At 71.7% G+C, this 13,763-nt stretch carries 13 protein-coding genes and 2 pseudogenes; 9 read left to right on the top strand and 6 right to left on the bottom strand.

Going from position 1 to position 13,763, the window contains the following annotated elements:
• Positions 1–164: 164 nt before the first annotated feature.
• The 4 genes from WBK31_RS30840 (at position 165) to WBK31_RS30825 (ending at position 3,084) form a co-directional block, all read left to right on the top strand.
• The gene (locus tag WBK31_RS30840; protein WP_364059693.1) at positions 165–1,238 is read left to right on the top strand and encodes an adenosine deaminase; all 1,074 of its coding nucleotides are present in this window, start codon (positions 165–167) and stop codon (positions 1,236–1,238) included.
• Positions 1,235–1,843: a PH domain-containing protein gene (locus tag WBK31_RS30835; protein WP_364059696.1), complete on the top strand. Its 609-nt coding sequence runs from the start codon at positions 1,235–1,237 to the stop codon at positions 1,841–1,843. The genes WBK31_RS30840 and WBK31_RS30835 overlap by 4 nt, the downstream gene beginning before the upstream one ends.
• Before the next feature lie 155 nt (positions 1,844–1,998).
• Positions 1,999–2,484, top strand: coding sequence for a GyrI-like domain-containing protein (locus tag WBK31_RS30830; protein ID WP_406673559.1), 486 nt, complete (start codon positions 1,999–2,001; stop codon positions 2,482–2,484).
• A gap of 141 nt (positions 2,485–2,625) precedes the next feature.
• Entirely contained in the window at positions 2,626–3,084 is a 459-nt protein-coding gene (locus WBK31_RS30825; protein WP_364059702.1) for a hypothetical protein, read from the top strand.
• A 137-nt stretch (positions 3,085–3,221) separates the two neighbouring features.
• On the opposite strand, the gene WBK31_RS30820 is transcribed toward WBK31_RS30825, so the two are convergent.
• The 4 genes from WBK31_RS30820 to WBK31_RS30805 are packed head-to-tail and all read right to left on the bottom strand — an operon-like array spanning position 3,222 to position 7,961.
• On the bottom strand, positions 3,222–4,853 hold the full coding sequence (locus tag WBK31_RS30820) for a phospho-sugar mutase (RefSeq protein ID WP_378786244.1): 1,632 nt from the start codon (positions 4,851–4,853) through the stop codon (positions 3,222–3,224).
• Positions 4,850–5,665, bottom strand: coding sequence for a purine-nucleoside phosphorylase (locus tag WBK31_RS30815; protein WP_364059708.1), 816 nt, complete (start codon positions 5,663–5,665; stop codon positions 4,850–4,852). Before WBK31_RS30815 ends, WBK31_RS30820 begins: the two co-directional genes overlap by 4 nt.
• Before the next feature lie 2 nt (positions 5,666–5,667).
• Positions 5,668–6,972: a M20/M25/M40 family metallo-hydrolase gene (locus WBK31_RS30810; protein WP_364059711.1), complete on the bottom strand. Its 1,305-nt coding sequence runs from the start codon at positions 6,970–6,972 to the stop codon at positions 5,668–5,670.
• Entirely contained in the window at positions 6,969–7,961 is a 993-nt protein-coding gene (locus tag WBK31_RS30805) for an Lrp/AsnC family transcriptional regulator (RefSeq protein ID WP_364059714.1), read from the bottom strand. Before WBK31_RS30805 ends, WBK31_RS30810 begins: the two co-directional genes overlap by 4 nt.
• Positions 7,962–8,071: 110 nt before the next feature.
• On the opposite strand from WBK31_RS30805, the gene WBK31_RS30800 reads away from it, so the two are divergent.
• Positions 8,072–9,376, top strand: coding sequence for an MFS transporter (locus tag WBK31_RS30800; RefSeq protein WP_364059717.1), 1,305 nt, complete (start codon positions 8,072–8,074; stop codon positions 9,374–9,376).
• Here WBK31_RS30800 and WBK31_RS30795 read toward each other — a convergent pair.
• Positions 9,373–9,825, bottom strand: coding sequence for a gamma-glutamylcyclotransferase (locus tag WBK31_RS30795; RefSeq protein WP_364059720.1), 453 nt, complete (start codon positions 9,823–9,825; stop codon positions 9,373–9,375). The genes WBK31_RS30800 and WBK31_RS30795 overlap by 4 nt on opposite strands.
• A gap of 72 nt (positions 9,826–9,897) precedes the next feature.
• Between WBK31_RS30795 and WBK31_RS30790 the strand changes: the two genes are divergently transcribed.
• Both WBK31_RS30790 and WBK31_RS30785 read left to right on the top strand, forming a co-directional pair.
• Positions 9,898–11,286 (top strand): NAD(P)H-quinone dehydrogenase, encoded by a 1,389-nt coding sequence (locus WBK31_RS30790; RefSeq protein ID WP_364059723.1) that lies wholly within the window; start codon positions 9,898–9,900, stop codon positions 11,284–11,286.
• Positions 11,287–11,463: 177 nt separating this feature from the next.
• Positions 11,464–12,117: pseudogene (locus WBK31_RS30785) on the top strand (alpha-xylosidase); the annotation flags it as partial.
• A 119-nt stretch (positions 12,118–12,236) separates the two neighbouring features.
• Here the strand turns inward: WBK31_RS30785 and WBK31_RS30780 are convergent.
• Positions 12,237–12,410: a hypothetical protein gene (locus WBK31_RS30780; protein WP_406675571.1), complete on the bottom strand. Its 174-nt coding sequence runs from the start codon at positions 12,408–12,410 to the stop codon at positions 12,237–12,239.
• On the opposite strand from WBK31_RS30780, the pseudogene WBK31_RS30775 reads away from it, so the two are divergent.
• Together WBK31_RS30775 and WBK31_RS30770 are read left to right on the top strand one after the other, a co-directional pair.
• A pseudogene (locus tag WBK31_RS30775) lies at positions 12,355–13,183 on the top strand (TIM-barrel domain-containing protein); the annotation flags it as partial. The gene WBK31_RS30780 and the pseudogene WBK31_RS30775 sit on opposite strands and share 56 nt — an antisense overlap.
• 39 nt (positions 13,184–13,222) lie before the next feature.
• Positions 13,223–13,750 carry a hypothetical protein gene (locus tag WBK31_RS30770; protein WP_406675543.1) on the top strand — a complete coding sequence of 176 codons (528 nt, stop codon included), beginning with the start codon at positions 13,223–13,225 and terminating at the stop codon, positions 13,748–13,750.
• Positions 13,751–13,763: the final 13 nt, after the last annotated feature.

Here is a 13,763-nt window from a genome sequence, read left to right as displayed (position 1 = left end):
GGCAGTCGGTGGTGACCTCGCCGGGGGAGAAGGTCCGCTACAGCGTCGGACCCGAGGGCGCCGAGTACATCGCGGTCTGCCTGCCCGCGTTCTCCCCGAGGCCGCCGGCCGCGAGTGACGGGCGGGGGCGACCGGGGGCCGGGCCGTCCTCATATCATGGGCGGATGAGCCCCACGCTTGACGAGATCCGGCGGGCTCCCAAGGTGTTGCTGCACGATCACCTCGACGGCGGGCTCCGCGCCGAGACGATCGTCGAGCTGGCCCGGGAGACCGACTACGGCCGGCTGCCCACCCACGATCCCGACCACCTGCGCCAGTGGTTCGAAGAGGCGGCCGACTCCGGCTCGCTCGAACGCTACCTGGAGACGTTCGAGCACACCGTCGCCGTCATGCAGACCCGCGAGTCGCTGATCCGGGTCGCCCAGGAGTGCGCGGAGGACCTGGCGGCCGACGGGGTGGTCTACGCCGAGGTGCGCTTCGCGCCCGAGCAGCACACCACCCTGGGGCTGAGCCTCGACCAGGTGGTGGAGGCCGTGCTCGAGGGCTTCCAGCGCGGCTCGCAGGGGCGGAACATCCGGGTCGGCACGCTGCTGACCGCCATGCGCCACCAGGCCCGCTCCCGCGAGATCGCCGAGCTGGCGGTGCGCTACCGCGACGTCGGCGTGGTCGGGTTCGACATCGCGGGCGCCGAGGCCGGCTACCCTCCCACCCGCCACCTCGACGCGTTCGAATACCTGCAGCGGGAGAACGCCCACTTCACCATCCATGCCGGTGAGGCGTTCGGGCTGCCGTCGATCTGGCAGGCCATCCAGTGGTGCGGCGCCGACCGGCTCGGCCACGGCGTGCGGATCATCGACGACATCTCGGTGTCGAGCGACGGCACCGCCAAGCTGGGGCGGCTGGCGGCGTACGTACGCGACAAGCGCATTCCGCTGGAGATGTGCCCCACGTCCAACCTGCAGACCGGCGCCGCCGAGTCGATCGCCGAGCACCCCATCGGGCTGCTGCGGCGGCTGTACTTCCGTGTCACCGTCAACACCGACAACCGCCTGATGAGCTCCACCAGCGTGTCGCAGGAGTTCCACAAGCTGGTCGAGGCGTTCGGCTACGGCTGGGACGACCTGCAGTGGTTCACGGTCAACGCGATGAAGTCGGCGTTCCTGCCGTTCGACGAGCGGCTCGCGCTCATCAACGGCGTCATCAAGCCCGGGTTCGCACAGCTCAAGTGGCAGCCGTGAAGCAGGTCTACCGCAGTAAGGCCGCCTACGTCATGGCGTGGGTCTGGCTGGTGTTCGTCGCGCTCAACGTCGTCGATTTGATCGTCCGCTTCAGCGGCAAGTCGTCGCTGGTGGCGCTGGCCGTGCTCGCCGCGCTGACGGCGCTGGTCTACGCGGTCGCGCTGCGCCCCGCCACCGTGCTCACCGAGGAAGGGCTGGTGGGGCGCAACCCGTTCCGCACCACGTTCCTGCCGTGGGCCTCCATCGAGGACGTCAGCGTCTCCCACTCGATCAACGTCCGCCACGGCGACGATCAGGTGCTCCGGCTGTGGACGCCGATGAGCAGCGCCCGCGAGCGCGCCAAGGCGCAGCGGCGCGGCACGCCCGCCAAGCAGCGAGGACGCTTCGCCACCGAGCCGGTCCTGTCGAAGGGCGAGCAGGCGGCGGCCGAGGCGTTCGCGGGCAAGACGCACGCCGACTGGGTCGGCGACCAGATCCGCGACCGCGCCGAGTCCGCCAAGCGTCGTGACGAGCAGGCAGGGCCCGCCCGGGTGACGTGGTCGTACGACTCGATCGCGGTGCTGGCGGTCGCGCTGGTGCTGGTGATCGTGGCGATCGTCGCGTAGGGACGGGACCGGGACCGGCGTCGCGCGGGGTGGCGGCTGGCGCCGCGCGGGGGCCGGGATCGGCGTCGCACGGGGTGTGGCGGCTGGCGTCGCGTCGCCTGGGCGATGAGTTTCGCGGCCGCGGCCGGTCTGATGGGGGAGAAGGAGGCTTCATCATGCCTGAGATCGTGGAACTGCCCGACCGGCCCTACGTCGGGGTGCGCGGCACCGTCACCATGAGCACCATCCCCGCCATCGCCGACCGGATCGGCGAGATCGTCGGCTGGCTGGCCGGACGCGGCCTCGCCCCTGCCGGGGCACCGTTCCTGCGCTACGAGAGCTTCGAGCCCGACGGCGACGGGATGGTGCTGCAGGCCGGCGTGCCGGTCGCCGAGCCGGTGGACGTGGAGGGCGACTACTTCGCCGGCGTGCTGCCCACCGGCCGCTACGCCACCGCCACCCACCGCGGCCCCTTCGACGGCCTCGCGGGGGCCACGGGCGCGCTGCTCGCGTGGGGCGCGGAGCAAGGCGTGACGTGGGACGTGACCGAACGAGACGGCGCCGAGCACTGGGGCTGCCGCCTGGAGCTGTACAACACGGACCCGCGCACCGAACCCGACCCCGCCGGCTGGCTCACGGACCTCCAGATCCGCCTGGCCTAACCGCTCCCTGGCCCGGGTCCCGCCTGCCAGGCGGTCTCGTCCACCGGGCCGGATGCGCCTGCCGGGGCAGACACGCGCCGCTCGGGCCTGCGGCGGCGTCGGTCCTCTTGCGCGGGGTGGGACGTCGGCATCGGTCGTCCTGTGCGGACCCTGCTCGTCGCGGCGGGTCAGCTTCCGGTGCGGCACGTGCAGCGGCATGCCCGCCGTACGCATGCGATGGCGCTGGCGGGCGGCGTGTTCGTGCTGGCCTGCGCCCTGTACGGGGTCGCCGCCCTGGCCCCGTCAGGGGTGCCCAGGGTGGCGGTGCTGGTCGTGGCGACCCTGGTCTTCACGCTGGCCGAGCTGCTGCACACGGCGCCCGCCGCGTCGCTGGCCGCCGGGGCGGCGCCCGCCGGGCTGCGGGGGCGCTACCTGGCCGTGCACCAGATGACGTGGGCGGTCGGGCAGGTGGTGGCGCCGGCCGGGTTCTCGGCGCTGGTGAGCTTCTCGCCGCCGCTGCTCTGGGCGGCGCTCGGCACGCTGCTTGCCCTCGCCGCCGCCGGCCTGCTCCGCCTGGCCGAGCGCCTTCCGGCCGAAGCCGTCAGCGCCCCTGCCGGCTGAAGCCCTGCTCTTCCAAGCCGTCAGCGCGCCTGCCGGCCCGAGCGGTCAGCGCACCCGCGGGAACGCGAGGTCGTGCCCGCACGAGTCGTGCCCCTCGGGGTCCGGCAGGACGTGGCCGAGGAAGCGCTCGTACGCCGTCACCCGAGGCCGAGCCGGGCGGCGAGGTCGGACTTGATCGCCTCGAGACGCTCGGCGGCCACCGCGCGGGCCACGGCGGGGGTGGTGGCGACCGGGACGACGACCTCCAGGTAGCACTTCAGCTTGGGCTCGGTGCCGGACGGGCGGACGACCACGCGGGCGCCGTCCGCCAGCCGGTAGCGCAGCCCGTCGGTCGGCGGCAGGCCGCCGTCGCCGCGCGTGAGGTCGTCGGCGGCGGTCACCGCGAGGCCGCCGAGGCCGGTGGGCGGCTCGGCGCGCAGCCGCGCCATGGCCCCGGCGATCAGCGACAGGTCGGCGACGCGGAAGGAGAGCTGGGTGGTGGCGTGCAGGCCGTAGCGGCGGGCCTGGTCGTCGAGCAGGTCCAGCAGCGTACGCCCGTCGCGCTTGGCAGCGGCGGCGATGGCGGCGACGGTGAGCGCGGCGCCGATGCCGTCCTTGTCGCGGACCGGCAGGCCGGTGTCGGAGCCGACGCTGTAGCCGATGGCCTCCTCGTAGCCGAACACCAGCCCGGGACCCGCCTTGATGATCCACTTGAAGCCGGTCAGCGTCTCGCCGTAGCGCACGCCGTGCGCCTGAGCGATCTTGGCGAGCAGGCTGGAGGAGACGATGGTGGTGGCCACCATGCGGTCGCCGGTGGTGTGCGCGATGACGTGCTCGGCGAGCAGGCCGCCGACCTCGTCGCCGGTCAGCATGCGTACGCCGCCGTCCGGCAGCGGCACGCCCACCGCGCACCTGTCGGCGTCGGGGTCGTTGGCCAGCACCAGGTCCGCGCCGGTCTTGGCGGCCAGCGCGACGGCGAGGTCCATCGCGCCCGGCTCTTCCGGGTTGGGGAAGGCGACGGTGGGGAAGTCAGGGTCGGGGTTGCGCTGCTCCTCGACGGCCATCGGGCTCTCGAACCCGGCGGCGAGGAACGCGCCGGTCAGCGTGGCAGCGCCGACGCCGTGCAGCGGCGTGTACGCCACCCGCAGCTCGCGCGCGTCACCGAGGGGGAGCGTGGTCAGTGCGGCGATGTAGTCGTCGACGATGTCGTCGCCCAGCTCGGTCAGCGTGCCGGGGCCGCCGAGCGGCAGCTCGTCCACCCGCCCGACCGCGTCGATGGCGGCCGAGATCCGGGCGTCGATGGGCGGCACGATCTGGGAGCCGTCGCCCCAGTAGACCTTGTAGCCGTTGTCGCGGGGCGGGTTGTGGCTGGCCGTGACCGTCACCCCGGCGTCGGCGCCCAGGTGGCGTACGGCGAAGGCCAGCACGGGCGTGGGCAGCGGGCGCGGCAGCAGCGAGGCGTTCACCCCGGCGCCGGTGAGCACGGCGGCGGTGTCGCGGGCGAAGACGTCGGACTTGTGCCGGGCGTCGTAGCCGATGACGACGTGCTTGCCGGGCCCGAGCACCGCGGCCAGGCCGGCGGCGGCGCGCATCACGGTCACCCGGTTCATCCGGTTCGGCCCGGCGCCCAGCTCGCCGCGCAGGCCCGCGGTGCCGAACTCCAGCCGGGATCCGAAGCGTTCCCGCAGCGCGGGCAGGTCCTCGGTCTCGATCAGGGCCGACAGCTCGGCCCTGGTGTCGGGGTCGGGGTCCTGAGCCAGCCAGGCGCGGGCCTCCTCCAGGAGGCTCACAGCCGGTCCACCACCTTGGCCAGCAGCACGCCCATGCGGGCGGCGGTCGCCCGGCCGACCTGAAGGACCTCCTCGTGGTCGAGCGGCTCGCCCGACAGCCCGGCGCCCGGGTTGGTGACGAGGGAGATGCCGAGCACCTCCAGGTTCGCCTCGCGGGCGGCGATGGCCTCGAGGACGGTGGACATGCCGACCATGTCGCCGCCGAGCGTGCGCAGCATGCGGATCTCGGCGGGCGTCTCGTACGTCGGGCCCCTGAAGGCCACGTACACGCCCTCGGCCAGGGTCGGGTCGACCTCGCGCACGAGCGCGCGCAGCCGCCGCGAGTAGACCTCGGTGAGGTCGATGAACGTGGTGCCGGTGATCGGGTTGGCCCCGGTCAGGTTGATGTGGTCGCTGATCAGGACCGGGTCGCCGACGTTCTGGGTCTCGGGGCGCAGGCCGCCCGCCGCGTTGGTGAGCACCAGCGTGCGCACGCCTGCCGCGGCGGCCGTGCGCACGCCGTGGACCACCGCGTCCACCCCGAGCCCTTCGTACAGGTGGGTGCGGCCGAGGTAGATCAGCGCGTACCGGCCGCCGGGGGTGCGGACGACGCGGATCTTGCCGCCGTGCCCGGCGACGGCGGGGGCGCGGAAGCCCGGCAGGTCGGTGAAGGGGATCTCGCTCACCGTCTCGCCGAGCGCGTCGGCGGCGGGCACCCACCCCGACCCCATGACGAGCGCCACGTCCAGCGGCGCGTCGAGCTTGTCGAGGCCCGCGGCGCTGCGCAGCGCCGCGGCGGCCTCACTGGCCAGGGTGTATGCGTCTTTCGTCACCTTCAGTAGTTTAGAAGCAGCCTGTCCAGCACCCGCACGCCGAACTGCAGCGCGTCCACCGGCACCCGCTCGTCCACGCCGTGGAACATCGAGGCGAAGTCCATGTCGGCGGGCAGCCGCAGCGGCACGAAACCGAAGCCGCGCACGCCGAGGTCGGCGAAGAACGTCTTGTTGTCGGTGCCGCCCGACATGCAGTACGGGATGGCCCGCGCGGACGGGTCCTCGGCCTTCAGCGCCGCGATCATCGACTCGACCAGCGCGCCGTCGAACGAGGTCTCCAGCGCGATGTCGTGGTGCACGAACTCGCGCCGCACCTTCGGCCCGATGAGCTCGTCGATGGTCTTGAAGAACTCCTCCTCGTGGCCGGGCAGGAAGCGCCCGTCCACGACGGCCGTGGCCTGGCCGGGGATGACGTTCGACTTGTAGCCGGCGCCGAGCTGCGTCGGGTTGGTGGTGTTGCGCAGCGTCGCGCCGACGAAGCGCACCAGCGGCCCGATCTTGTCGAGGATCGGCTGCGGGTCGTTCTCGTCGAACGGGATGCCGAAGGCGTCGGCGACCTCGGTGAGGAAGCGGCGCACGGTCTCGGTGTAGGTCAGCGGCCAGTCGTGGGCGCCGATCCTGGCCACCGCCTTGGCGATCTCGGTGACGGCGTTGTCGTCGTTGAGCATGGAGCCGTGGCCGGCCGTGCCGTCGGCGATGAGCTTCATCCAGGCCAGGCCCTTCTGGGCGGTCTCGATGAGGTAGAGCCGCAGCGACGGGTCCACTTCGAGCGAGTAGCCGCCGACCTCGCTGATCGACTCGGTGACGCCCTCGAACAGCTCGGGGTGGTTCGCGGTGAGGTACTTGGCGCCGTAGACGCCGCCGGCCTCCTCGTCGGCCACCCAGGCGAAGACGATGTCGCGGCGCGGCCTGACGCCCTCGCGCTTGAAGCGGCGCAGCACGGCCAGCATCATCGCGTCCATGTCCTTCATGTCCACGGCGCCGCGGCCCCAGATGTAGCCGTCGCGCACCTCGCCCGCGAACGGGTCCACCGACCAGTCGGCGGCGTTGGCCGGCACGACGTCCAGGTGGCCGTGCACGAGCAGGGCGGGCAGCGAGGAGTCGGTGCCCTCGATGCGGGTGATGACGTTCCCGCGGCCCGGCTCGCTCTCGATGTAGGCCGGCTCGATGCCGACCTCGGCCAGCCTGGCCATGACGACCTCGGCGGCGGCCCGCTCACCGGGGCCGCTGCCGTCGCCGTAGTTGCTGCTGTCCACGCGGATGAGCTCCGCGCACAGGTCGGCGACTTCCCTCTCGGCAGGGGTCATGGTGTGTTCTCCCAACGGTGATCGAGCGTGAGCAATCCGGACTTATGGAGGTGACCGCGCTTGTAGGCGCGGGTGATCAGGGTGAGGTCGACGTCGGTGATCTCGTCGTACTTGCCGACGACGCCGGTCATGAACCGGTAGAGCGCCGCTTCGTGCGCGGCCACGACCTGCACGATGAGGGAGTGAGTGCCCGTGGTGGCGGCGCAGTAACGGACGTCGGGGTGCGCGGCGAGCTGCTGGCCGACGCTGTCGAGGCCGTGAGGGCGGACCTTGAGCCAGAGCATGGCCTCGACCTCCAGGCCGAGCAGCGCGGGCTCCACCTCGGCGCGCGGCAGCAGCAGCCGCCGCTCGATGAGCGAGGTGAGCCGCCTGCGCGCGGTCGGCACGGAGACGTCCAGGCGCTCGGCGACGGTGGTGAACGCGATGCGCCCGTCGGCGGCGAGCAGTTCGGCGATCTCCTTCTCCAGCGGCGTCAGGCCCTCCTCGTCGAGCAGCGGCTCCGGGGGAGGGGGCGGCCGCAGCTCGGCGACCTCGCGCTCGGTCAGGTAGGGCGCGTGCCACTCGGCGACGGTCCTGAACGTGTGCAGCACGACCTGGGTCTGCGTCTGCAGCACGCCGTCGATGCCGGTCACCTCGGCCGACAGGATGTGGTGCAGGTCCTCCCTGGTGGGGGCGACCAGCTCGCAGCCGATGTCGGCGGCCCCGGTCAGCGCGTAGACCGAGCGGGTGTCGTTGCGGGCGGCCAGCGCCCTGGCCACCTCGGGCACCGAGCCGGGACGTACCTGGACGTGCAGGTGCACGGGACGGCCGTGGCCGGTGCGCAGGTCATCGTAGATGGCGGTGACGCGGACGACGCCGTCGGCCATCAGCCGCTGCAAGCGCCGCGCGACCGTGCGTTCGTGCTCGCCGACGGCCCTGCCGATCTCGCCCCACGACGCGCGGGGGCTCACTTGCAGGGCGGCGACGAGTCGCCGGTCGAGAACATCCACCTGATGCCGTTTCTATGTCTGGTTTGTAAAAGTTTGCATCGACATTTGACTGTTTCGGTCGTCCGATTGCACAGTAGGCCATCACTGAAGTTGTCAGCAAAGGAGCCCACGTGGCGACTTCCCCGGTGGCGCCATCACCCCTCGGCATCCCCAAGAGCCGCACCCGCCAGCTCATGGCGGCCAGCATCGGCAACGTCGTCGAGTGGTACGACTGGTACGCCTACAGCTTTCTCGCCCCCATCTTCTCCGGCCTGATCTTCGCCGAGAACTCCGACAACGACCTGGTGCCGCTGATCAGCTCGTTCGCCGTGTTCGCAGTGGGCTTCTTCATGCGCCCGCTCGGCGGCCTGGTGGTGGGCGCGTTCGCCGACCGCTACGGGCGCAAGGCAGCGATGACGTTCACCATCGTGCTGATGGGCGTCGGCTCGCTGATCGTCGGCCTGACCCCCACCTACGCGGCCGTCGGCCTGCTCGCCCCCGTCATCCTGACGCTGGCCAGGCTCATCCAGGGCCTGTCGGTCGGCGGCGAGTTCGCCGCCGCGACCACGTTCCTCGTGGAGTCGGCCCCGACCGGCCGCCGCGGCCTCTACTCGAGCTTCCAGTACGTCAGCACCACCATCGGCCAGCTCCTGGCCTCCGGCCTGGCCGCGCTGCTGACCACGGTGCTGCTCGAACCCGACATGAAGTCGTGGGGCTGGCGCATCCCGTTCTTCGTGGGCGCCCTGCTCAGCCTCGTCGGCCTGTGGATCCGCAAGGGCGCCGACGAGACCTCCGCGCTCGCCGAGGAGGTCAAGAGCGGCAAGGCCGAGCGGCCCAAGATGTTCGAGTTCCTCAAGAACTACCCGAAGGCCGCGGCCACCATCGTGGGCATCACGATCGCCGGTACCGTCGCCTACTACACGTGGACCACGTTCCTGCCCACGTACGCGCAGATCACCGTCGGCTTCGACGAGGCGGACTCGCTGCAGATCGGCACGATCTCGCTGGTCTTCTTCATGATCCTGCAGCCGCTGCTCGGCATGCTGTCCGACAAGATCGGTCGCAAGCCCATGCTGATCACGTTCGGCGTCGGGTTCCTCGTGCTGCCGGTGCCGCTGCTCGGGCTGCTCACCGACTCGTACGCGAGCCTGCTGATCGTGCAGCTCATCGGCATGGTCTTCCTCGGCTGCTTCACCTCGATCTCGGCGGCGGTGAACTCCGAGCTCTTCCCCACCCGGGTGCGGGCGGCGGGCGCCGGGTTCCCGTACTCGCTGACCGTGGCGGTCTTCGGCGGCACCGCCCCGCTGATCGGCACGGCGCTGAAGGACGCGGGCAACCCCGGTGCCTTCCCGTGGTACATGTCGGCGCTGGCGCTGATCTCGACCCTGGTCTACCTCTTCGTGCTCAAGGAGACCAAGGACAAGCCGCTCAGCTAACCGCCGTAGGACGTGCAGGGGCGCTCGCGCAGCTCTTTGACGTAGTCGTCGGGGGCGCCCGCACGCTCGGCCGCCTCGGCCAGGCTGCACAGGTAGCGGGCCGAGGGCAGGCCGCCCTCGTAGCCGTCGAGCACGTAGAACCAGGCCACGACCTCGCCTTCGAGCGTCTGCACCCGCAGCCGCACCTTGTGGTACGCGCCGCGCACGGCGCCCTCCCACTGATCGAGCGAGGTCTCCTCCCACTCGGGCACGTCGTAGAGCACCACGAAGACGTGCTCGTTGGGATCTTCGACGATCGTGGCGACCGCGCCCTCCCAGGCGATGTCGTGACCCCCGAACGTCAGGCGCCATCCCGGCAGCCATCCGACGCCCCTGATCGGAGAGTGCGGGGCGCGCATGGCCATCTGCTCGGGGTCCATGTTGCTGCCGTAGGCGGCGTAGACAGGCACAGCGAACAAGATTAGCGCGTGAGGGCGCGCCCCGTTTCGCTCTCAGCAAGGGGCATGCGGGACAATGGTGACGTGACGAGGATCGTGATCATCGGCGGCGGACCAGGCGGCTACGAGGCGGCGCTGGTGGCCGCTCAGCTAGGCGCGCAAGTCACGATGGTCGAGCAGGACGGACCCGGCGGCGCGTGCGTGCTGACCGACTGCGTGCCGTCCAAGACGCTGATCGCGACCTCCGTGCGCAAGCAGGCATTGCTCGACGCCCCTTCGCTCGGCGTGTCGTTCTCCGGCGGGGCCGACGGCGACGCGGGCTCGGTCGGGGTCGATCTGCCGCTGGTCAACAAGCGGGTCAAGGAGCTCGCGCAGGCGCAGTCGGCCGACATCGCGACGCGGGTCGAGGCCGAGGGCGTCGAGATCATCAGGGCGCGGGGCCGGCTGGTCGATCCGCAGGTGGTGCGGGCGGGTAACCGTACGATCAGGGCCGACGTGGTGCTGGTGGCCACGGGGGCGACCCCGCGGGTGCTGCCCGGCGCCGAGCCCGACGGCGAGCGCATTCTCAACTGGCGGCAGCTCTACGACCTCAAGGAGCTGCCCGAGCACCTGATCGTCATCGGGTCGGGCGTCACCGGCGCCGAGTTCGCCGGCGCCTACCGGTCGCTGGGGTCGGAGGTCACCCTGGTCTCCAGCCGCGACCGCATGATGCCCAACGAGGACGCCGACGGCGCCGAGGTGCTGGAAGAGGTCTACCGGCGGCGCGGCATGAACGTCATGGGCCGCTCGCGGGCGGCCTCGGTCAAGCGCACCGCCGACGGCGTGGTGGTGACGCTGGAGGACGGCCGCACCGCCGAGGGCTCCCACGCGCTGATGACGGTCGGCATGGTGCCCAACACCTCCGGCATCGGCCTGGAGGAGGCCGGGGTGCAGCTCGACCGCAACGGCTTCATCAAGGTCGACAAGGTCTCGCGCACGTCCGCGCCCAACGTCTACGCCGCCGGCGACTGCACCGGCGTGCTGATGCTCGCCTCCGTCGCGGCCATGCAGGGGCGCATCGCGGTCTGGCACGCGCTGGGCGAGGCCGTCCAGCCGCTGCGGCTGGCCACCGTCGCCTCCAACATCTTCACCGACCCCGAGATCGCCGCCGTCGGCGTGGCGCAGCGGGCCATCGAGGCGGGCGAGATCGACGCGAACGTGGTCAAGCTGCCGCTCGCCACCAACGCCCGCGCGAAGATGCAGGGCTTCAACGACGGTTTCGTGAAGCTGTTCTGCCGCCCGCACACGGGCATCGTGCTGGGCGGCGTGGTGGTCGCGCCGCGGGCGTCGGAGCTGATCCTGGCCGTGTCGGTGGCGGTGCAGCAGCGGCTGACCGTCGATCAGCTCGCCCACACGTTCGCGGTCTACCCGTCGCTGTCGGGCTCGATCACCGAGGCGGCGCGCCGGCTGATGCAGCCGGGCGTGTCCATCTGAGACCGGACCATCCCGCCGCCGCCCTTCCTGCGACGGCGCGACGATTGAGGGCCGAGGCATCCGCCTCGGCCCTTCTCTTTTGCCGCGCGGTACGCGGAGGGTCCTCCGACCGTTGACCTTTGTTGGTATGGACAGCAAACTAATTCAGAGTCTTGCGCCCGCGTTGAAGGAGCCTCCATGCCCTATCGCCCGCCCTTGGTCGCGCACGAATACTTCGTCGCGGACCCGCCCGAGCTGCCGGTACGCGAGCGGGGTGAGGGCGGCCTGTCGGCGCTCGCCTCCGCCGAGCTGCTGGCGGCCGACGGCGCCGAGGTGCTGCTCAAGGCGGTGACCACGGCGCAGGAAACGCTGGTCGTGCAGATCGGTGCGGCCGGCGAGGGCGTGATCAGGGTCAGGTTGTCGGAGGACGCGACCGCGCGGCCGCGTTCGGAGCAGGCGATCGCGTTGGTGACGCCCGGCACGTACGAGGGCGCCCGCGCGGTGGCCGAGCCCGGCGAGCCGATCGTGATCGACGCCGGCTCGCTGCGCGCCGAGATCGGCCTGTCGCCCTTTCACCTGCGCTTCACCGACGCCTCCGGCGCGACGCTGGTCGAGCAGGACCGGGGGCACACCGACATCAGCGGCCGGCTGCGCACGCTGCCCTTCGGCCGCTCCCGCGTCTCGGGCACGCCGGTGGCCTACCACGAGAGCTTCGCCGCCGCGCCCGACGAGGCGTTCTCCGGGTTCGGCGAGTCGTTCACCCGGCTGGACAAGCGCGGCCAGCGGCCGGTGATGTGGAACTTCGACGCCTTCGGTGCCGAGTCGCAGCGCGCGTACAAGAACGTGCCGCTCTACCTGTCGAGCCGGGGCTACGGCGTGCTCGTGGACAGCGGCGCGCCGGTGGAGTTCGACATGTGCCAGTCCACGCACAGCGTCGTGCAGATCGTGGTGCCCGACGACGTGCTCGACTACTACGTGATCGCCGGGCCGACGCCGCCTGAGGTGCTGGAGCGATACGACCGGCTGACCTGCCGGCCCTCGCTGCCGCCGAAGTGGGCGTTCGGCACTTGGATCTCGTCCGGGTTCTGCGTGGACAGCCAGGAGCGGGTGCTGGCCAGGGCGCGCACGATCAGGGAGCGCGGCATCCCGTGCGACGTGCTGCACCTGGATACGTACTGGCAGACCGACGGGCACTGGTCGGACCTGGAGTGGGACGCCAAGAACTTCCCCGACCCTGACGCGATGCTGGCGGAGCTGGACGCGATGGGGTTCAAGGTCTGCCTGTGGATGAACCCGTACGTCTCCCACCTCAGCCCGCTCTTCCGCGAGGCCGCTGAAGCCGGATATTTCCTGAAGAATCAGGCGGGGCTCGTGTACGTCGCCGACTGCTGGCACGGTTCCTTCCCCGCCTGCGGCATCGTCGACTTCACCAACCCGGCGGCCGTCGAGTGGTTCAAGGGCCTGCTCCGCCCGCTGCTGCGCCAGGGCGTGGCGCTGTTCAAGACCGACTTCGCCGAGGGCGTGCCAGGCCGACTCGGTCGCCTACAACGGCATGTCCGGCACCGACCTGCACAACGTCTACACGCTGCTGTTCAACGACGTCGTCGCCGAGGTCACCCGCGAGGTCAACGGGCACGGCCTGGTGTGGGCGCGCTCGTCGTACCTGGGCGGGCAGCGCCACAGCGCCCAGTGGGGCGGCGACACCTACACCAGCTACGCCGCCATGGGCAGCACGATCAGGGGCGGGCTCGCGCACGGCCTGTCGGGCGTGCCCTTCTGGAGCCACGACGCCGGCGGCTTCACCGGCCGCCCCACCGACGACCTGTACGTGCGCTGGACCCAGTTCGGCGCGCTGTCGCCGCTGCTGCGCCTGCACGGCACCACCACCCGCGAGCCGTGGGAGTTCCCCGCCGTCGAGGCCGAGGCGGTGGCCGCGCTGAGGCTGCGCTACCGGCTGATGCCCTACATCTACTCGGCCGCCGTCGAGGCCGCGCGTACGGGGGCGCCGATGATGCGGGCGCTGTGCGTCGATTACCCGGACGACCCGGTGGCCTGGCAGGCCGACCTGCAGTACCTGCTCGGCCGGGACCTGCTCGTGGCCCCCATGACCGCGCCCGAAGGCGTCCGGCAGGTCTACCTGCCCGCGGGCCGGTGGGTCGACTACTGGACGGGCGAGGTGCTCGACGGCTCCCGCTACGTCAGGGTCGCCAAGCCGCTCGACCAGATCCCGCTCTTCGTCCGCTACGGCGCGCTCATTCCGGTCCAGGAGGAAGGGGACACGGTGGACGTGCCGGAGCAGATCACGCTCGTCGCCTTCGGGGGTGGCGACGCCACGGTCCACATCCACGACGCCGACGGCCTGACGGTCGCGGTCGCCACCAGGGACGGCGACGAGCTGCGCGTCGCCGTCACCGGCCCGAAGCGCGTCACCGGCGTGGACATCGTCCCGGTGACCGGAGCTCCCGTGCGGGCCGTCCTCTCGTAACACCCCCTGGAGG

Origin of the sequence: Nonomuraea sp. N2-4H (assembly GCF_045291505.1) — a bacterium.
In the GTDB taxonomy this organism is placed as follows: Bacteria; Actinomycetota; Actinomycetes; order Streptosporangiales; family Streptosporangiaceae; genus Nonomuraea; species Nonomuraea fastidiosa.
Note: the sequence above shows the minus strand (reverse complement) of the source record. Positions and strands in the feature narration are given on the sequence as shown.